The organism is Microcystis sp. M165S2 (assembly GCF_020245885.1).
GTDB lineage: Bacteria > Cyanobacteriota > Cyanobacteriia > Cyanobacteriales > Microcystaceae > Microcystis.
In genome coordinates this window covers 1-20,269 of the sequence record NZ_JADBTZ010000337.1, presented here as the reverse complement: position 1 = coordinate 20,269, position 20,269 = coordinate 1, and the positions used below count along the sequence as shown (strand labels likewise).

Here is a 20,269-nt window from a genome sequence, read left to right as displayed (position 1 = left end):
TAATGATTTAGGGGAGAAACAGAAGGCTTTAGACTACTACCAACAGGCTTTACCCTTATTGCGGGCAGTGGGAGATCGCGCAGGGGAAGCCGTCACTCTCAATAATATTGGTCTTGTCTATAATGATTTAGGGGAGAAACAAAAGGCATTAGACTATTACCAACAGGCTTTACCCTTATCGCGGGCGGTGGGAGATCGCGCAGGGGAAGCCGTCACTCTCAATAATATTGGTGCTGTCTATAATGCTTTAGGGGAGAAACAGAAGGCATTAGACTATTACCAACAGGCTTTACCCTTATCGCGGGCGGTGGGAGATCGCGCAGGGGAAGCCAGACTTCTCAATAATATTGGTCGTGTCTATGATGCTTTAGGGGAGAAACAAAAGGCATTAGACTATTACCAACAGGCTTTACCCTTAAGGCGAGCGGTGGGCGATCGCTCTGGGGAAGCGATTACCCTCAATAATATTGGTCGTGTCTATGATGCTTTAGGGGAGAAACAGAAGGCATTAGACTACTACCAACAGGCTTTACCCTTATTGCGGGCAGTGGGCAATCGCACGGGGGAAGCCGTTACTCTCAATAATATTGGTTTTGTCTATGATGATTTAGGGGAGAAACAGAAGGCTTTAGACTACTACCAACAGTCCTTACCCTTATCGAGGGCGGTGGGCGATCGCTCTGGGGAAGCCGCTACTCTCAATAATATTGGTTACTTACTGCAACAACAAAACCAACCTCAACTAGGGATTATCTTCTACAAACAATCGGTTAACGTCTATGAAACTCTCAGGGGCGATATTAAAGGACTCCCCAAAGAATTGCAACAAACCTACACCGAAACTGTTGCCAATACTTACCGCCGTTTAGCTGACTTGCTGCTGCAACAAGACCGCATTCTGGAAGCGCAACGGGTGTTAGATTTGTTAAAAGTACAGGAATTAGACGATTATTTGCGGGGAGTGCGCGGTAATACAAATACAGAACAGGGAGTTCCTAAACTACCGCCAGAACAAAAAATAGACGAGGGAATTGAGGCAATTCTTAATAAAGCAGTAGAAATTGGCCAAGAAATCAGCCGACTGCAAGAACGACAAAAACTCAACGGCAAACTAACTCCCTCAGAAGAACAACGCCTCCTCCAACTCTGGAAACAACAGGAACAAATTGTGGCTGAGTTTAATAAATTTATCGAAAGTCCGGAAGTTTTAGCCTTAATTAACCAACTCAAACCCCAAACCCGTTCCGCCGATCTCCTGAATAATTTAGACAATTTAATTGGCTTATCTGATAATCTCAAAAAACTCCAACAAAATGCCGTCCTTATCTACCCCATTATCTTTGATGACCGCTTAGAAATCATCCTCACCACTGCTGATTCTCCTCCCGTCCGCCACACCGTAAAAGTCAGCAAAAAAGAACTAAACGAAACTATTCGCGCTTTCCGGGAAGCCTTACAAAATCCTAATCTGGATGCCAAAAAGCCAGCCCAACAGCTTTATGAATGGCTGATTAAACCCCTAGAAAATAACCTAAAAACTGCCGATGCAAAAACGATTATTTATGCTCCTGATGGACAACTGCGCTACATTCCTCTGGCGGCTTTATACGACGGCAAACAGTGGTTAATTGAACGCTACCGGGTTAATAATATTACGGCTGCATCCCTGACTGATTTTAATACCAAACCCGAACCGAAAATGCACATTTTAGCGGCGGCATTCGTTAAGGGCAGCTATCAGTTTCGACATCAGGGACAAGACTTCAAATTTAATGGGTTGCCTTTTGCGGGTATAGAGGTAGATAAATTAGCACAGACCGTTTCTCCTACTACTAAATACTTCGATAAAGACTTCAATCAAACAATTATTCCCCTACTGGATAGCTGTACTGTCGTCCATTTTGCCACCCATGCAGCCTTTGTGGTGGGAACTCCAGAACAGTCTTTTGTTCTTTTTGGAGATGGGACAGTGGTGACTCTACAAACAATGAAAAACTGGCGGTTTAAAAATATTGATTTAATTGTTTTAAGTGCTTGCGAGACAGGTTTAGGGGGTAATTACGGCACAGGAATCGAAATTTTAGGGTTAGGATATCGACTACAAACCGCAGGTGCAAGGGCAGTTATTGCCTCTTTATGGAGTGTTGATGATGGCGGTACACAAGCTTTGATGAATGCTTTTTATGCTGCTTTGAGGACGGGTAAATTGAGTAAAACAGAGGCATTACAACAGGCACAAATTGCCTTGATTACCAGTAATAACCCAACCGATGAGCAGCGGCGTGGTAGTATTAAAATAGAACCTATTGAAGGAGTGCCATCGGACGTAGCAAATCGCCTCAGCCATCCCCGTTACTGGGCACCTTTTATTCTCATTGGCAATGGATTATAATCAGTTATCAGTTATCAGTTATCAGTTATCAGTTGTTAGTTATCAGATAAATCTTTAAAATCCTGCTCAAAAATGCTATGATCAGTTTGTAGTTGCGCTTTAGTACCCCACTCTCAAGAACAATTCTCAATCATGACAGTCCAAGATATTACAATTGCCAAAATTCGTCAACTTCCAGAGTCATTAGTTGAAGAAGTGAATGACTTTATTGATTTCCTTACCTTAAAGTACAATCAGCAGTTTTCTGATTTCGTAGAAATCGCAGAATCCGATTTTTCAGATTATTTGTCAAATCTAGAAGATTATGAAGAAAAATTAGCTCGTGGCGAAATCAAATGGTAGCGTTATTCGTGGTGATGTAGCTTTTTGCGACCTCAACCCCGTCATTGGCACAGAACAGTCAGGAATTAGACCTGTAATCATCATACAAATTGATCGAGCTAATGGCGTAAGTCCTCATACTATTATTGTGCCATTAACCACTAAAATCCGGCGCAAACTACTTGATTCTCATGTTTTTATTCCAGAAGGTATAGCAGGTTTAAGTCAAGATTCAGTAGCACTGTGCGAGCAAATTAGAGTCATAGATAAGTCAAGAATTATTCGAGTTATGGGACATTTAGACAATCCTTATCTCGAAGAATTAGAAACAGCGTTAAGAACAATTCTAGGTTTACTTTAAGAAAATCACTATTCTAAGTATTCTAAGCCTATGTCTAATTCATCTCTAGAACAAGACCTAAAAACCTATCAAGATTTGATCGCAATTCTCCAAGAGCATCCTACACCAACAGAAGCCCAAATTCTTAATATTTTACTAGCACGCGATCGCATTCAAACAGCCCTAACAGAAACCTATTTAATTACTGATAATATCCTAAATACCCTCCAAGAATTAGACAACATTCTTAGGAAAAAACAAGCCACAATCGCCCCAATAATCGCCCAATTACGTCCCGATTTTAATCCCGATACTAAAAATTGGTGGTGGCTACTTGAAGTCCCTAAAATTGATTCTTCTTGGCACAAATACGATTTATTGGCAAATGGAGCTTCTGTTACTTTCTTGACAATTTCTTTAGGATTAATTGGTGAAATTGGCTCGCGGTTTCTTTCGGGGGGAAGTGATATTTTGGGAGGTGTTTTAATCAGTTTTCAAAGTATATTAACCTTACTTGCCGCAGGAGGAGTCTTAACTAAAACTGGACAAGAAACTGGAAAAAACTTACTGGCACGCTTTGGGATTCAAGAACAATACTGGCAAGAAATTGGCTCTGGTTTATCTTTTTTACTAATGCTGAGTATTTGGGGATTAAGACTCTCTTTACCAACTGTAGCCACCTGGTATAATCATTGGGGTTGGAGTCATTATCAAAAGGGAGATTTGAGCAGTGCAGAAGAAGATTATCAACGAGCTTTGTCTTTAAATCCAGATGACGCTGAGGCACATTTTAACTTAGGATTACTCTACGAAGAATTACAGGATTTTGATTTAGCTAGAAAAGAATATATACTAGCTATACAAGGGGGTAACACTACCGCTATTAATAATCTAGCTCGATTACATATTCTCAATAAAAATTATCCTGCTGCTGTTCACCTCTTACTTAAAGCCCAATCCGAGCCAAAATTAGATCAAGAAACCCAATTTGCTATCTGGAAAAATTTAGGTTGGGCAACGCTAAAACAAGGAGATATTCCAGGGGCAGAAACAGCTTTATTAGAAGCGATTAAATTACATAAAAATAGTGCTGCCCCTCATTGTTTACTAGCGCAGGTAAGAGAAGCCCAAAATAACCAAACAGAGGCATTAAAAGAATGGGAAACCTGTAATCAATACGCTAACAGCTTAAATCCTGACGAAGATAGCTGGAGAATACAAGCACAACAATGTCTAGCAAACCGGGAGAAACAAAAATGCTCACCAAAACCCAACTCATCCTATTAGGATTAAGCACAGGAATGCTGACCCTATTTTTAGAAAGTGCTAAAGGGATAGCCTTGCCTGCTAGAATTGAATCAACAACTGGTATCGTCAAGCTAAAAAGACAAAATTGGACTGAATTTAAACCCGTTTCTATTAATACAGAATTAAACAAAGGCGATCAAATTTTTCCTCTTCAGGGTGTTAGGGTGACAGTATTATGTCCCGATTTACAACAACGCCCAGTTAGTTCAGGTGTACCTTCTGGACTAAAGACAATTTGCCCCATCTGGGAAGCGTTAAAAGCCAAAAATCCCCCACCCCCAGGTTCTTTAGGAGGAACAAATGCACTCATTCCCTATCTCATTTCACCCCGTCACACCCTGATACTGACAGATACCCCCATTTTGCGCTGGAATGAAGTTTCCCAAACGAGATATTACACAATAAAAGTTATGGATTCACAGAGGATTATCTGGGAAAAGCAAGTTTCTCAAACCCAAATTTCCTATCCCGGAACACCAGTTTTTCAGCCCGGTATTCCTTATTCTGTGACAATTAAAACCGATGGGGGACAGTCTTCCGAGCAAGATAAAGCTTCTAAAATAGAATTTATCAGGTTACATTCCTCAGAAGTTGCAACCATACAGGACGAAGTTAATAAAATAGAACAATTAAATATAAATAAGCAAACTAAAGCATTAATATTAGCCGATTTTTATGGAACTTATACCCTACCGACTTCAACTTTTAATAACTATGTTTTATCCTCCCAATCCCTAGCAACTTATCATCTTACCAGTGAAGCGATCACTATTCTAGAAACTACCATCAAACAGGGTCAAAATTCAGCAATCATCGAGAGAAACTTAGCTGACTTGTACTGGCAAATTGGCCTAGCTAATCTAGCTACCAATCATTATCTTAAAGCGATAGAATTAGCTCAGATACCAGAACAATTAGAAGAAAAAACCTTAGCTCAATTTGGTTTAGGAGAAGTTTATGCAGCTTTAGGAGATAATAATCAAGCCAAGATTTGGTACAGTAAAGCCAGAGAAGGTTATCTAACTTTAGGCGATTCTGCAAGGGCTAACTTTGTGATCCAATTAATAGAAAGCTTGCCTTAAGTTAAAAAAAGAGTAGTCTAGCTGTTGCGGGTTTTGTCTTTAGCCAACTTCTCGGGTTGTTGCCCCAAGTCGGGGTATCCAAGAAGACTGGCGCCCCAGGAGCATCAGCTAACAGAGCTTGTAGCCGCTTGTTATCGCCCTTCCAGAAGTCCAGGAAGAGCGATAACCCGAAACTCTCAACCACGGACAAAACCCTTTCAAGTCTATCAATGGCTAGGTGGGGTGAAGACCATCAAACCCGACAGCAACCCCGAAAATCGTGTCAGAATAGATCAGTGTAGTCACTGATTATCTTTGAGAAAAATATTTATATGTTAGGACGGGACAGCTACGATTTAATCATTGTCGGGGGCGGCATAGTCGGAACCACCCTAGCGGTGGCCTTAAAAAATACAGGATTAAATATCGCTATGATCGAGGAACGCCCCCTAGAGGTGGCTGCCGGCCGTCGTCAAGCTTATGCCCTCTCGTTGATGTCGAGCCGGATTTTTACAGGCTTGGGTATCTGGGATAAAATCTCGCCCAGTATCGGTAAATTTAGTCATATTCGCCTTTCTGATGCCGATTACCCGATTTTTGTCCCCTTTGTGGTCGATGAGCTAAAAACCGATTATTTGGGCTATGTGGGCGAACATCAAGTGATTCTAACCGCCCTGCACAATGCCAGCCAAGATTGCGATCGCATTGACTGGTTATCCCCTGCCAAAGTGTTAGAAGTGGAGTACGGAGGAGAAACTGCGACTGTCACCCTGGAAGAAGCCGGTCAAACCCGAAAAATCACCACAAAATTAGTCATCGGGGCCGATGGAGCCAAATCCGCTATCCGGCAAGGGGCGCAAATTAAAACCAAAGGTTGGAAATATTGGCAATCCTGTGTCGCTTTCACCATTAAACATCAACTCGATCGCAACGATACCGCCTTTGAAAGATTTTGGCCCACAGGTCCGATGGGCATTTTACCGCTCCAGGGTAATCGCTGTCAGATCGTTTGGACAAATCCCCATGAAGAAGCGAAAAAACTGCAAGAAATGCCCGAAGCGGAATTTATCAAGAAATTAGAAGCATATACGGGGGGATTACTGGGAAAACTAGAATTAGTTAGCCCCCGCGCTCTCTTTCCCGTACAGTTAATGCAGAGTGATACTTATGTTAAACCCCGACTGGCTTTAATTGGTGATGCCGCTCACTGTTGTCATCCCGTCGGTGGTCAAGGTTTAAATTTAGGCATTCGCGACGCGGCCGCTTTAGCGCAGGTATTAAAGGAAGCAGCGGAAAAGCAAGAAGATATAGGAGCGCTTTCTACCTTAAAATCCTACGAAAAATGGCGTAGATCGGAGAATTTAGCGATTTTAGGCTTCACGGATTTTCTTGATCGCTTGTTCTCCAATAACTGGCCGCCCATCGTTGTCATCCGTCGTCTAGGATTGGCAATTATGCGTGGTTTCCCCCCGTTGAAATTGTTTGCCCTGCAATTAATGACGGGATTAAAAGGACGTATTCCCCAATTAGCTAGATAGCTGGCCGCTAATTCCGGGGATGGGGGAGAAAGGAAGAAAAAAAAAGCTTGCAAAATGTCGCGATTATCGCTATGATGGTTAAGGTTCAATATCGGGGCGTAGCGCAGCTTGGTAGCGCACTACTTTGGGGTAGTAGGGGTCGTGGGTTCGAATCCCGCCGCTCCGATTGCAGAAAAACATAGAGTCAGGTAGGGATGCTCACTAGCAATCCCTATTTTGTCCTGTTTACTCGGAATTTCCTGAATTTATCAGCGTTTCTTATCAAGATAAGACGACCGACTCCCGAAAACGAAAACCTCGTACCTCACCATTAAGATCACTGCTGTAGTAGAAAATGTCTAATCAAATATCAGCTTACGGTTCCTGGAAATCACCGATTACCTCCGATCTAATTGTGGCAGCATCGATTAGTCTTGGTGGTGTAACTCTAGATGGAGAAGATATTTATTGGTTAGAAGGCAGACCACAGGAAAAGGGGCGAAATGTTTTAGTTAAATTAAACCCCGACGGCACAACTACAGACATCACTCCAGTGCCTTTTAATGTGCGAACTCGTGTCCATGAATACGGGGGAGGTTCCTATCTAATTGTTGCCGGAATTATCTATTTTTGTAATTTTGCTGATCAAAGAATTTATCGCCAAACTGCTGATAGTTTACCCCAACCTCTGACCCGAGAAAATTCCTGTCGTTATGCGGATTTAATTCTCGATGAATTTCGCAATCGTTTAATCTGTATTTGTGAAGATCATAGCCAAAAAGATCGGGAACCAGTTAATAGTATTGTCAGCATCGATGTAGATACGGGAGAAATAGAAACTTTAGTATCAGGCGATGATTTTTATACCTCTCCTCGCTTAAGTGCCGACGGTTCTCGATTAGCTTGGATTAGTTGGAATCATCCTAATATGCCCTGGGATAGTTCTTTTCTTTGGGTGGCCGATATTAATAATCTTTATTTGAGTAATATTCGGGTCATTGCTGGGGGTGAAAATGAGTCGGTGTGTGAACCGCGCTGGTCTGCCGATCAACAGTTATATTTTACCAGTGATCGCAATGATTTCTGGAACTTTTATTGCTTTAAACACGATGAACAAATCGAACCAGTTATCGAACCAATTGATGCTGAATTTGCCTACCCTCATTGGGTTTTTGGTTTATCTAACTACGGCTTTGCTGGGGAATCCCAGATTATTTGTAGCTATACAAAAGATGGCCGTTGGTATTTAGGAAGTATCGATACTCTTAATCGAGAATTCCAAGAAATTATTACTGCTGATACTAACATTTCTTCCCTACAAGTTAGCGATAACAAAATAGTTTTTATTGGCGGTTCTTTCAGGGAAGTAACGGCGGTTGTCTCAATGGATTTAGCCACAGGAACTAGAGAAATTCTCAAATCTTCTAGTAATTTAACTGTTTCTAGCGATTATTTCTCGATTCCGGAAATGCTCGCTTTTCCCACCAGTCAGGGACTAACGGCCTATGCTTGGTATTATCCCCCCAAAAACCCCGATTATACCGCCCCCAATGGCGAATTACCGCCCCTTTTAGTCAAAAGTCACGGTGGACCGACGGCTGCGGCGACCTCTAGTTTAAGTCTGCGGGTGCAATACTGGACCAGTCGCGGCTTTGGCTATCTAGATGTCAATTATGGCGGTAGTACGGGTTATGGTCGTCAATATCGTCAGCGTTTGCAGGGAAATTGGGGAATTGTCGATGTGGAAGACTGCATCAACGGGGCAAAATATTTGGTTAATCAGGGATTAGTCGATGGGGAAAGATTGGCAATTTCTGGAGGCAGCGCCGGTGGTTATACAACTTTAGCGGCCTTAACTTTTCATGATACTTTTAAAGCAGGAGCTAGTTATTACGGAGTTAGTGATTTAGAGGTTTTAGCCAACGATACCCATAAATTCGAGTCGAGATATTTAGATAAATTGGTGGGACTTTATCCTCAAGAAAAGGAAATTTACTATCAGCGATCGCCTATTCATTTTACCGCTCAGTTATCCTGTCCGGTGATCTTTTTCCAAGGTTTAGAAGACCGAGTGGTTCCACCCAATCAAGCGGAAATGATGGTAGAAGCTTTAAAAGCGAAAGGTTTACCCGTTGCTTACGTTCCCTTTGCGGGAGAACAACACGGATTTCGTCAAGCTGAATCGATAAAACGAGCATTAGATGCAGAATTTTATTTCTATTCCCGTCTCTTTGGTTTTACTCCTGCTGATAATTTAGAACCCGTAGAAATTAAGTAGGGTCTGCTGAATAAATCTAAAAACCTTGTTGGGTAAGACTTTTAGACTTTTTGTCAATCAAAAAGTACCGGACTGGGAGTGATCAGGGGAAAATTCAGGTACTTTTTCCCTGAAAATTAGGTAGTTGACCACCTGAAAATCGGTAAAACCCTACACCCCACACCCCACACCCCACACCCTACCACCACCGAAAAACTTTTTGCCGCAAACCCTAACTAAGCCTCAAATTCGGAAACTGGCGGAAGTAGAAGTGATTCAATTAGGATTATTTGAGCAGGTAAACTTAGTGGAATTTGAGAGTGAAGATTATCCAGACGAAAGATTAATTGCTTAATGTGATTAAAGCGAGTCGCAGTGAATCCGCTCAGTCTAAAGAGAGAAAAAAACGGAATCAAGAGAACCTCCCTGTGCATAGTTTTCGGACTTTGTACAGAAGACTTGGGGACGATTTGCTTGAATACAGTAGAATGTACGATTAGAGAGGAAAGTTATCGTTTTTCTAAGATAACTCGACCGACCCAACTGCAACAATCATGCGTTAGATTTATTAGGGGTTTCCCTGATTTGTACCCAGTAACGGGGTATCGTAAATTCTCTTAATCCCTCCTACAGCACAGGTTATGGCTTTTTGTCAACGGGGAAGTCCAGGTATATCACTCCAGCTAGGACTGTTACCCGTTCAGGGGGGGGTTCAAGCGGCCAGTGGCATTGACTCTGTGGGCAAAAATTGCTATTAACTACCCGGAGGGGGAATTACAGGAATTTCGATACCGTCCGGCGCTAAAGGGGGAGGTGTGGGGGTTAGTCCTGGCTGGTCAATCAGTTCAGGCGTACTAACTAAGGGAATATTTTCCACCACGGGAAGACGGGGAGTGATTGGTTGCGAAAACATCGCTTGAATTGCCGCTTTTCTGGTTTCTGGAGGTTCGAAAGCTTGCTGCCAGAGACTTTCATAAAAGAAGAAAATCACCCCTAAACCCCGTTGACGAGCAGCCAACACCTTTTCTTCAATAAAGGGTAGGGCAATCGGTCGATTGCGTAAACCGGTTAAAACTCCCACACCGGTGGGGATAGTTTGCTGGGTTTCCTGAATTTCGGGACGCTCTAATTGTTTGAGAAAACTGGGCAGATCGGGACGATAAACCTGTACGATTAACTCATCGACTAATCCTTGCCGCACCCAACCGAGCCAATCCTGTAAATGACCATTATAGGCGAATTCGTAGGGATTAGGGGCGATCGAAAGCAGTATATTCGGTTTAATTGCCTCAATTGATTCTTTGAGATTAGCCAGAAAAGCGGTGATTTTATCGGCCCGCCATTTTGTCCATTCGGGATCCCGGGGGTTAGCCGGGGGAGTTTTTTCGGTTTCCTGTTGATAAAGGGCGATAGTATAGGGATCATAGCCGAATTCGTTGGGTAAACTCAGATGATCGTCGAATTGGATGCCGTTAATATCGTATTGTCCCACCACTTCCAAGACTAACTCCCGCAGAAAATTCTGCACCTCGGGACGGAAAGGATTCAACCAGACCACCTCCCCGGCTGCCCCTACCCAAGTGGTCCCTCCGTCCCGTTTTTGGGTTAACCAGTCCTGATGTTTTAAGGCTAATTCTGAGGTGGGAGGAGCCATAAATCCAAATTCAAACCAAGGAATGACTAATAATCCCCTTCCACGGGTTTGTTCCACCAATTCTGCTAAGATATCTTGTCCCTGCGCTCCCGTAGGCACAAAAGGCTGTATTCCTTCCCGTTGAGCGATCGCGCTAGGATAGAGAGCATAACCGGAATTCCAAACCACGGGATAGATAGCATTAAAATTAAGATTAACTAATTGCTCGATCGCTTGTTGTCGTTTATCCCTGTCCATCAGCATCGCTGTGTCGTTGGTGGTAATCCAAACACCGCGGATATCAGGATCTCGACTTTGAGAGAAAGCGGCAGAAAAATAGCCTAAGAGTAGGACTATGAGAAAAGATGCTAAGAATAGTAGTATAGGGAACTTTTTAAGAATTTGCCGCCAAACGCTGATCGGAATTAGAAAAGTCATTTCTTTAAGATGAAGATTAACGGTTTTAACTGGTTATAATACCAGCTTTGCTCAACTCTTTCAGGCTAGATTGACCCAAAATATATATTTACCTATTTCTTCACTCGCCACAATTGACCTTGAGGATAGAAATAATCAAGACGAATATCGAATTGATCTAAGGCAAGTAATAAACGATTGGAAGGACGAAAAAGAAATAAGTTGACCTGGGGAATTTCTAGGACTTCTTTTAACTTATCGGTATCGGGGTGAGTGGTAGTCAGGAAGTATTGTACATCAGAATTAAGACGATAATTAAGGGAAAGCAAATCACCTAAGTTAGTCCAGTCATTACCTTCGTCGCTGATAATAATGGCATTGGGTACAGCATTGATTTTTCTGGCAACTTCGCCATTCCAATAACTAGGAACTTTTGCCCAACTGGTTTCGGAAAGAGCATTATTAAAGTTCGATATTATACTAGCAGTTAACAAAAAAATCAAGATAGTTTTACCTAAAATTTTACCTTGATTAAGCAATTGTGACAAGAAAAAAGCCACAGTTATATAGATAGTGGGAAAGGATGCAATTAGATAACGGGTGACAGTTGATCTAGTGGTAGTAAAAATTATATCTGGAATGACTAAAGCTAGGAAAGGCACTAGGGTTGAGGTAATCAGAAAAGTAAAAGCTATCGGGTTATTATAGCGATAAACTCGATAAAAAGCATAGATAGTTAAGCTTAAAAAAAACAGTCTATATATATAGGTGAAGATGTTATTAAAACCGAAGTCGGTATCACTAAATAGACAGGTAAAACCTAGAATCCATAATTTACTGATTAATCCCCAATCGAGATAGTTAACGGCAGCCCAACTGGTGGAGTTAAAGGCCCTTTGAGAGTTAGTTAAGAAAACCTGTAACCAGGGTATATATAAAATCATCATTGTTAACCCAGATAAAAGGAAAAATATCAAGTTATTTTTTCGCTCTGGTTTCATAACAAGATACCAAAGTATAAAGGCTGCTTGAGCAAATAAGTTGAGAATAAAAAAGAGATGGGTGTAGAGTCCGAGAGTATTAGATAGGGTATATAAAGACCAATTAACAATAGTTCTTTTTTTGAGACATTTTAACAGCAGTAATTGACTGATTATAGTTAACAAAACTAAAAGACTATACTGACGAGACATTTGAGCAAATATTATATCAACTGGAGAGAGTGCCAATAAAATTACTGCTAAAATTGCCGTTAACTTTGCTGCAAATAATTCTAGGGATAGATAGTAAATAAATGGCAGGGAGAGAAGACTAAAAACAATCGCTAAACTGCGGGAAGAAACGGTAGAAAAACCGAATATTTTTTCCCAATAGCGAGAGATAATAAAGTATAAAGGTGGATGTTGAGGGTCTTCTTTAGCAAGAGATTTAATTGTATCAACAACATTACTTTCGGGTTTCAGTTGCTGAAATTTTCCTAATTCTGTGGTAGATAAAAGACGATTTTGAAAGATAGTATCAGCGATTTCCTTTGCTTGATAACCAGTGGTTCTAATGGTGGTGTAGGATTCATCGTGCCAATAGATTTTTTTATCGATATTCGCAAAACGAAAAACCACACCGAGAGTTAGGATAATTGCCAAAAGTATTAAGAGCCAATTGGGAGTTTTATAATTAATAGTTGCTTTCATTTTAATAATTAGAGCGACTTTGTTTAAGATTAAGAAACTTGGTAAATTCTGGTTGAAAAAGTAGCTTAATTGTGCCGGTGGGACCGTTACGGTGTTTAGTAATAATTACTTCGGCCACACCTCGATCGGGACTATCGGGGTTATAATATTCATCTCGGTATAACATCATAATTAAATCCGCATCCTGTTCGATCGATCCCGACTCGCGTAAATCGGACATCATCGGTCTTTTATTATTGCGAGATTCCACAGCGCGACTTAACTGAGAAAGAGCAATGACAGGAGCATGAATTTCTCTCGCTAAACCCTTAAGACTGCGGGTAATTTTAGAAAGTTCCTGAACACGATTATCACCTCCCCCTTCCATTAATTGCAGATAATCGATTAAAACTAATCCCATTTGCCCCTTTTTTTCTGCCTGTAAACGCCGCACTTGGGAACGCATTTGAATTACACTTAAATTGGCACTATCATCGATATATATGGGCAAATTTAATAACTTTTCTAGTCCCCCGAGAACCTTCTCTAAATCATTTTGTCCCAAACGGCCCGAGCGAATCCGATTACTTTCGATTTTAGCCTCATTCGATAACAAACGTTGGGCTAATTGTTCCTTGGACATCTCCAAACTAAAGACAGCCACAGGTAAATTCTGTTGAGCGATATTATAGGCAATATTAAGAGCAAAAGAAGTTTTTCCCATGGAAGGCCTACCCGCGATAATAACTAAATCCGAGGGTTGTAAACCACTGGTCATCGCATCGAGATCATAAAATTGAGTTTCGATACCGGGTAGAGTGGTCGTCTCCTGCATTTTCTCAATTTCGTTAAAAGTTTCAATTAAAGTATCCCCCAGAAAAATTAAACCCTCTTGGGGTCGTTTTTGGGTGAGACGAAAAATCTTTTGTTCCGATTCATCGAAAACATTTTCTAATTCTAGCGTCGTATCCCTGGCTAACTCAATAATTTCTCCCCCGGTGGAAATTAACTGACGACGCATATATTTATCCATCACTAATTCAGCATAGCGATCGATGTTGGCAGCCGAGACAGTGCGCTCAATTAATTGTAACAATCGCGGCATTCCCCCGATTTCTTCCAGCAGATAATTATCCTGTAACCAGCTGCTAACCGTCATTAAATCCGTCGGTTTTCCCTTCCCTTGTAAAGCAAGCGCCGCACGATAAATATCTTGATGGGTTTTCACATAGAAAGCTTCTGGAATTAAAAAATCACTGATTCTACCTAACGCTTTTGGATCTAGTAAAATACCACCTAAGATAGATTCTTCCGCTTCAATATTTTGGGGGGGGAGGGACTGATCGCTAATCATTGTCAATGCTGACCGTGCTTTATCATTAATATTGTATAGTCAGTTTCACCGTAATTAAATACAAATGTTCAGGTTAATAATCGGATTCAGTATTCAGGAGACAGTATTCTCCGAGTCAGTCCCGATGAAAAAATTTTCACCCCCACAGATGAAAGAGGTTTCCTTCCCCACACCCCACACCCCACACCCCACACCCCTTTTAAACAGGATTTAGTATGACTTTAATTGACTCCTCTCCTCTCCTCCCGGCCGTCTATTTTATTGGTGCTGGCCCAGGAGATCCAGAATTATTGACGGTAAAAGCCTATAAAATTCTCCAAAAAGCCGATGTTATCCTCTTTGCTAATTCCCTCGTCCCCAAACAGATTCTTGAGGACACTCGTAAAGATGTCGAGTTAATTCCCACCAGTAGCATCACCCTAGAGGAAATTATCCCTTTAATGATCGATCGCGTGCGTCGGGGTTTAGCGGTGGTGCGACTGCAATCGGGGGATTTAAGTCTCTATAGTGCCATCCAAGAACAAATTCATCTTTTGACAGCAGCGGATATCCCCTTTCAGCTAATCCCCGGAATTAGTGCCTTTCAAGGATTAGCGGCCAAATTGGCCCTAGAATTAACGATTCCGGAATTAGTCCAGACAATTATTCTAACTCGGGTGGAAGGGAAAGCATCTCCTATGCCAGAAAGTGAAGAATTAGCCTCTTTAGCCGCCCATAAAGCCAGTTTATGCCTATATTTAGCCGCCCGTCATGTTGACAAAGCCCAGGAAAAACTCCTAGAATACTACCAGCCAGAGCAACAGGTGGCCGTTTGTTTCCGTCTCAGTTGGCCCGACGAAAAAATCTGGGTTGTCCCCCTGTCAGAGATGGCCCAATTAACCCATCGAGAAAATTTAACTAGAACTACCCTTTATCTAATTAGTCCCGCTTTAAACCAGATTACAGGAACTCGATCGCAACTTTATCACCCGCAACATTCCCATCTTTTCCGTCCTCATCCCTAGGTATTTTCTGGGAAATATACCTAAAGTCAGAGTTAAAGAGCGGCGATTTTGTTTAGGATTATTTCAGGAGGTAAGACAATTTTAAAAACGTTTAAAATTAGTCTAACAATCCATGCACAGCTGCCCTATGTGTTCGGGAATTACCCTTCGTCACCTTGGGGTTGGTCGTGCCTATTGGTATTGTCCTCACTGTCGTCAGGAGGTTCCTAACTTCCTTGATTGCTCCAGTCCTCGCAAGGTAAAGGTAGAGCGAGTTAGAGCGGAAAAAACAGTCTAGATTTTCAAGTTGGTAGATGGCAATAAGATCTGTGGGATGGGTTAATTTTTAACCTATCCCACTTTACCTGTCTATACATCCCTAGGATTGAGATGGATCATTTCCCAAGTCACATAGGTACCGATCGGACTCCAAATCAGGTAGGGTAGGAGTAGGATGCCCGCCCAAGAAGAAACAGGGAAAACCAATAGCGCCAGAAGACAACCCAAGAAAAAACCCGTACCTCCGATAATCGTTCCCGCTTTGAGACTGCGTAGTTTACAGGTGACGGGAGTATAGGCAGTAATAGTCAATTCCACCAACAGATAAAAAGCCATCAAAAACCAGCGATTAGCCGGTTGCGCTTCCCAGACTAAATAAGCAGAAATTGCCCCACAAATATAGATAATTGTCCAGATAAGAGGGATTAATCTTTCAATGGTTAACCAATCGGGACGACGCAATCGCGCAAACCAACGTACATCCCGAGAATTAAGTAATCCCCCACCTAACGCGACCAAAAATCCCACGACACCGATAAGCAACCAAGAGGGAATCATGATTTTTAGCTATCCTCCGCTAATTTTGGCTTTGTAACCCGATTCAATGAGAATTTGTAGAATTTTTTGGCGATGATCTCCTTGGATCTCAATGGCATTTTCTTTAACTGTACCACCCGTTCCGCAAGCAGTTTTTAACTGTTTTAATAATTTAGTCAGAGTTTCGGTTTGACATTGAAAACCTGTAACTATGGTAACGGTTTTTCCCGCACGACCAGAGCGGGAGGTTTGTACTCGCAAATTCTGCTGATTCGGGGGTAATTCAGGAATGGAACGCTCAAAAGCTTGGGAATTACTTTGATCTCCAAATTCCTGATAGGCAATCCGGTTTTTTTCCTTAGATTTACTCATATAGCAATTATCATAGTGGGTTTTGGTTGTGGGGAAGTGGGAAGATGGGAATTATGAATTATGAATTATGAAGTGGGGAAGTGGGGAAGTGGGGAAGTTGTCTCATCACCCTATCACCTCAAAACCCTATCACCCCAAAACCCTATCACCCCAAAACCCTATCTCCCTATCACCTCCTGACTCCTGACTCCTGACTCCTGACTCCTGACAACTGATAGCTCTTAATTGGTTGGACTGGCAGCGCATTTGATTAAGTTCATCTGCCGACATTCGATCGAGATGACCTAAAATCATATTAACTCGACCTTGGCACTTTAATTTTTCTCGATGTCGTGCCAAAAAATCCCAGTAAAGAAAGTTAAAAGGACAGGCAAACTCCCCGACTCGTTCATTTTTTTTATACACACAACCCCGACAATAATCACTCATTTTATCAATATAGTTGGCCGAGGCGGCGTAGGGTTTAGAGGCGAGAATTCCCCCATCGGCAAATTGTCCCATTCCCAACACATTAGTCTGCATTACCCAATCGTAGGCATCGATAAAAACACTATGAAACCAGTTCTCAACTGCTGGGGGAGAGCAACCAAAAATTAAGGCAAAATTGCTCAAAATCATTAATCTTTGAATATGATGGGCATAACCGGTATTTTCCACCTGTGATAATACTTGTTTGAGGCAATTCATCTCGGTTTGATTACTATCCCAAAAGAAAGCCGGTAAGGGTTGTTGATGCTCAAACCAATTATGATTAGCGTAATCTTCTCCCAGATAATGATAAATTCCCTGCATATATTCCCGCCATCCCAACACCTGACGGATAAATCCTTCGATGCTATTTAGGGCTAAATTATCTTTTTTATAGGCAATTTCTGCCGCTTGAATCACTTCTAACGGTGTTAGTAATCCTAGATTAAGATAGGGGGATAATAGGGAATGCCAGAGGGTTTCTTCTTCCGTTATCATCGCATCTTGGTAGGGGCCAAAGTTAGGCAGACAATTAGTGATAAAATGCTCCAAAACCTGTAAAGCTTGTCTGCGGTTTACTGCCCAGCGAAAAGGTTTGATTTTTCCATATTTAGGAATATCTAAAGCTTCTACATCAGCGATAACCTGAAGGGTAATTTCATCGGGTTCAAACCAAAGAGGAGCAGCAGTTTTTAATCCATCCTTGGGCGGTTTGCGGTTTTGTTTATCAAAGTTCCATTGTCCTCCTATCGGTTGATTATCCTCGATTAAAATCTGCCATTTTTTACGACTTTCTCGATATAAATCCTCTAGTAATAGTCTTTTACGAGATTTAGCCCAATTATTGAAATCTGTCCTAGTCCAGAGAAAGTGATTATTATCAATTAGGGTTATAACACAGTCTAAATTCAGATTTTTGATTAATCTAAGAAAAGGTAAATTATTAGGCATCATAATCTGTAATTCTTTAATGCCTAATCGTTCAATCCAAGCAGATAAAATCGGTTCAAAATCTTCAGCCACTTCGTAGGTTACAGACCATCCTAAAGTTTTTAATTCTTCGGCAAAATGACGCATCGCCGACCAGATTAAAACTAATTTTTGCTGATGATAGGGTCTTTGTCGAATATGATTGTGGGATTCAATTAAAATAACCGGTGTTTCCCGTGCATAGGCTTGACGATTAGCTAATGCCGCTTGTCCTGTCCATAATTGATCACCTAAAATCCAAATACCAATGGTCATAATTATTTCATTGCCTCGACTATTCCCCCGTATTTTTTAGCCATAATATCCGCCATTTCCCGAGCAGAAAATTTACTGGCTTTGTCGATGCTGGGGGTAAATGTACCCGTAGGGGTTAAATAATGGGTAAATACCCCGACTTTTTTGCTAATAATCCACATATTTCTTGAAGTCAAAAATCAAAAAGGGGATGGGGAGTGGGAAACTGCCATTTATAGTCATTTCAATTAAGATTGAGAATATGAATGCCAGAGTTGATAAGGGTTTGATCGGTCTAGACTGTATCAGACTTATCTGAAATGACTATAATACTTCTCACTGAATACCACTCACTTAAAACTCGCATCTGATTACTGATCACTGATTACTGATTACTGATCACTGATTACTGATTACTGATTAGGTTTTTGTCCTGAGACTTTGGGCGCTTAGATAAAGTTGCGTCCATTCTTTGACCACTTGCGTGTGTTTACAGTTTAATTCGCTGGCGATTTCCTCAAGGGTTTTACCCGCTTTTAAGCCATCGATAACGCTTTTACCCGTGGGAGAAAGGGCTGCATAGTAAATTTGCCATTGACTGAGAGTTAAGCCAAAATTATGCTCTTTCGGGCTGATTTCTAACCATTCACTGATTAATTCTGCCCCTTCCTTGAGGGCAAAAACCATAATCGCATGATAGCCAACTTTTTCCCGGAGACGATAAATCCCTTGAATGGGAATATTCATCTCTTTGGCGATCGCATCTTGGCTTTGGCCGCCTAGATAGAGGTTAAACCAAGTCACCGCCTCCGGACTAACATTTTCCTCTAGATACCTAGCAAAACTCTCTTGAACTTTTACGCGGAGAATTTGCGCTTCTTGGCCAGTGCGTTCATCTTCGTAGGTAGCGATCGCATTTTGATCCAGTAAACTTAAGTTATTTTCCCCCTCATCGCCACTAATTTCATCGGAGAGAATCCGGATCATTTCTTCCCGCGGCACATTAGTGATACCGCTTTTCGCTTGACGACGGAGATAATTAACAAAACGATAGGCTAACAGGGGTTGATTGCGGATCGGACGCAGGGCGTATTCCTCTAGGGTGGCTAACACCAGCCGATCGCGAGTAGCTTGATCGTTGGTACAACGAGCGATCCATGCTAACTGGGATTGCAGATAGCGATCGCTATTTAACATCTCTTGAATAACTTCTTGCAAGACATCGGCCACCGCTTGCTGACGATCGCGACTTAAGGAAACCCAAGTGCGAATTTTTTGCCGGAGAGTGACACAAGCGCCGAGACGATCGATCAGGTTACGATAGGCGCGGGTGGGACTAACTTTGAGATAGCGTTGCCGCAAAATTTGCCAAAGATAGACTAATCCCCGTTTAGCGATTTCTAAATCTCTCCCATCTAAATTTTCCCAACGTTGGCTATCTTCACCGAGTAACCAATTGATAATAGTCTCCCGTTGGCGATCGGTTAAGGAATCCTCTGTTTGCGAGAGGCGATCTTGCCATTGTTGCCTTAACTCGTCGATTATTGTCGTCATCGAAAAATTGAGTTCCAAACCCCGTCCTTTTAGGACGGCTTTAGTTTAAATATTAGCGCATTTGCACAATATATGCTAGAACCTGAGCCATGGAGAAAGCCGATCGCTACCGATTTTACCCAACACCCGACTAGAACGAACTAATCAATTAAGTCTCTTGCTAGATATGGATTTAGTCGATTTATGCCCCCCGATCAAACCATACCAAGTAATGAAGAACCAGTATGTTGTCTTGGCATCTTGTATGTTGATTTAGCATAAAGAGTAACGAACAGCCATTAATTTTAATAAACAACAGTTAGACAAAGGCTAATTATACATAAGTAGCAGAGGCTAAGTCTGGGTACTGGCGGTGCAGGACGGTGCTATAGCGAGTTCCCTACCCTATTTAGAAATCTTTGTCAAGTACAATTTATACCAAATTAGATGAGCTTACCCTGATCATCGAAAATTTTGGGTCTGAAACCCCGTCGTTCTACGACGGCTTTACCGTTAAATACTAGCGCATTTACCAAATATATGCTAAAATGTGAGACATGGAAAAAGCCTATTCGTTTCGATTTTACCCCACACCAGAACAAG

Annotated in this window: 18 protein-coding genes and 1 tRNA gene; 11 read left to right on the top strand and 8 right to left on the bottom strand. The window is 41.7% G+C overall.

Annotated features, from left to right (window positions below; genetic code table 11):
* The 9 genes from IM479_RS16750 to IM479_RS16710 form a co-directional block, all read left to right on the top strand.
* Positions 1 to 2,392, top strand: a 2,392-nt coding sequence (locus tag IM479_RS16750; RefSeq protein ID WP_287699501.1) for a CHAT domain-containing protein, incomplete at its 5' end; no start/stop codon positions are given.
* A gap of 132 nt (positions 2,393 to 2,524) precedes the next feature.
* On the top strand, positions 2,525 to 2,734 hold the full coding sequence (locus IM479_RS16745; protein WP_002789196.1) for a DUF2281 domain-containing protein: 210 nt from the start codon (positions 2,525 to 2,527) through the stop codon (positions 2,732 to 2,734).
* Entirely contained in the window at positions 2,715 to 3,074 is a 360-nt protein-coding gene (locus IM479_RS16740) for a type II toxin-antitoxin system PemK/MazF family toxin (RefSeq protein ID WP_287684974.1), read from the top strand. The genes IM479_RS16745 and IM479_RS16740 overlap by 20 nt, the downstream gene beginning before the upstream one ends.
* Before the next feature lie 30 nt (positions 3,075 to 3,104).
* Positions 3,105 to 4,340, top strand: a complete 1,236-nt coding sequence (locus IM479_RS16735; RefSeq protein WP_287684972.1) for a tetratricopeptide repeat protein — start codon at positions 3,105 to 3,107, stop codon at positions 4,338 to 4,340.
* A complete protein-coding gene (locus tag IM479_RS16730) occupies positions 4,310 to 5,443 on the top strand; it encodes a tetratricopeptide repeat protein (RefSeq protein ID WP_287684970.1) in 1,134 nt (377 codons plus the stop codon). The genes IM479_RS16735 and IM479_RS16730 overlap by 31 nt, the downstream gene beginning before the upstream one ends.
* Before the next feature lie 311 nt (positions 5,444 to 5,754).
* Positions 5,755 to 6,960: an FAD-dependent hydroxylase gene (locus tag IM479_RS16725; RefSeq protein ID WP_287684968.1), complete on the top strand. Its 1,206-nt coding sequence runs from the start codon at positions 5,755 to 5,757 to the stop codon at positions 6,958 to 6,960.
* 92 nt (positions 6,961 to 7,052) lie between these two features.
* Positions 7,053 to 7,126 (top strand) — tRNA-Pro (locus IM479_RS16720).
* Positions 7,127 to 7,294: 168 nt separating this feature from the next.
* Positions 7,295 to 9,217 carry a S9 family peptidase gene (locus tag IM479_RS16715; RefSeq protein WP_287684966.1) on the top strand — a complete coding sequence of 641 codons (1,923 nt, stop codon included), beginning with the start codon at positions 7,295 to 7,297 and terminating at the stop codon, positions 9,215 to 9,217.
* Positions 9,218 to 9,416: 199 nt separating this feature from the next.
* Positions 9,417 to 9,551 (top strand): hypothetical protein, encoded by a 135-nt coding sequence (locus tag IM479_RS16710; protein WP_287079361.1) that lies wholly within the window; start codon positions 9,417 to 9,419, stop codon positions 9,549 to 9,551.
* 399 nt (positions 9,552 to 9,950) lie between these two features.
* On the opposite strand, the gene IM479_RS16705 is transcribed toward IM479_RS16710, so the two are convergent.
* The 3 genes from IM479_RS16705 to dnaB all read right to left on the bottom strand — a co-directional run bounded on the left by IM479_RS16705 (position 9,951) and on the right by dnaB (position 14,270).
* Positions 9,951 to 11,267, bottom strand: a complete 1,317-nt coding sequence (locus tag IM479_RS16705; RefSeq protein ID WP_287684964.1) for a family 10 glycosylhydrolase — start codon at positions 11,265 to 11,267, stop codon at positions 9,951 to 9,953.
* Between the two features lie 92 nt (positions 11,268 to 11,359).
* The gene (locus tag IM479_RS16700; protein WP_287684962.1) at positions 11,360 to 12,937 is read right to left on the bottom strand and encodes a glycosyltransferase family 39 protein; all 1,578 of its coding nucleotides are present in this window, start codon (positions 12,935 to 12,937) and stop codon (positions 11,360 to 11,362) included.
* Between the two features lies 1 nt (position 12,938).
* Positions 12,939 to 14,270 carry a replicative DNA helicase gene (gene dnaB / locus IM479_RS16695; protein WP_079208108.1) on the bottom strand — a complete coding sequence of 444 codons (1,332 nt, stop codon included), beginning with the start codon at positions 14,268 to 14,270 and terminating at the stop codon, positions 12,939 to 12,941.
* Positions 14,271 to 14,485: 215 nt separating this feature from the next.
* Here dnaB and cobM point away from each other — a divergent pair, with 215 nt between their 5' ends.
* Positions 14,486 to 15,274: a precorrin-4 C(11)-methyltransferase gene (gene cobM / locus IM479_RS16690; protein WP_286823613.1), complete on the top strand. Its 789-nt coding sequence runs from the start codon at positions 14,486 to 14,488 to the stop codon at positions 15,272 to 15,274.
* A gap of 348 nt (positions 15,275 to 15,622) precedes the next feature.
* Here the strand turns inward: cobM and IM479_RS16685 are convergent, their stop codons facing one another.
* From IM479_RS16685 to IM479_RS16665, 5 genes are all read right to left on the bottom strand, one after another.
* Positions 15,623 to 16,090, bottom strand: coding sequence for a TspO/MBR family protein (locus tag IM479_RS16685; RefSeq protein ID WP_287684959.1), 468 nt, complete (start codon positions 16,088 to 16,090; stop codon positions 15,623 to 15,625).
* Positions 16,091 to 16,099: 9 nt separating this feature from the next.
* On the bottom strand, positions 16,100 to 16,441 hold the full coding sequence (locus IM479_RS16680; RefSeq protein ID WP_002802447.1) for a translation initiation factor: 342 nt from the start codon (positions 16,439 to 16,441) through the stop codon (positions 16,100 to 16,102).
* 129 nt (positions 16,442 to 16,570) lie between these two features.
* On the bottom strand, positions 16,571 to 18,154 hold the full coding sequence (locus tag IM479_RS16675; RefSeq protein WP_287684957.1) for a cryptochrome/photolyase family protein: 1,584 nt from the start codon (positions 18,152 to 18,154) through the stop codon (positions 16,571 to 16,573).
* 2 nt (positions 18,155 to 18,156) lie between these two features.
* Positions 18,157 to 18,315 carry a hypothetical protein gene (locus IM479_RS16670; protein WP_002776561.1) on the bottom strand — a complete coding sequence of 53 codons (159 nt, stop codon included), beginning with the start codon at positions 18,313 to 18,315 and terminating at the stop codon, positions 18,157 to 18,159.
* A 238-nt stretch (positions 18,316 to 18,553) separates the two neighbouring features.
* Entirely contained in the window at positions 18,554 to 19,687 is a 1,134-nt protein-coding gene (locus IM479_RS16665) for a HetZ-related protein 2 (RefSeq protein ID WP_287684955.1), read from the bottom strand.
* A gap of 536 nt (positions 19,688 to 20,223) precedes the next feature.
* Here IM479_RS16665 and IM479_RS22770 point away from each other — a divergent pair.
* The coding region (locus IM479_RS22770; RefSeq protein WP_353737100.1) for a helix-turn-helix domain-containing protein at positions 20,224 to 20,269 on the top strand (46 nt) is incomplete at its 3' end.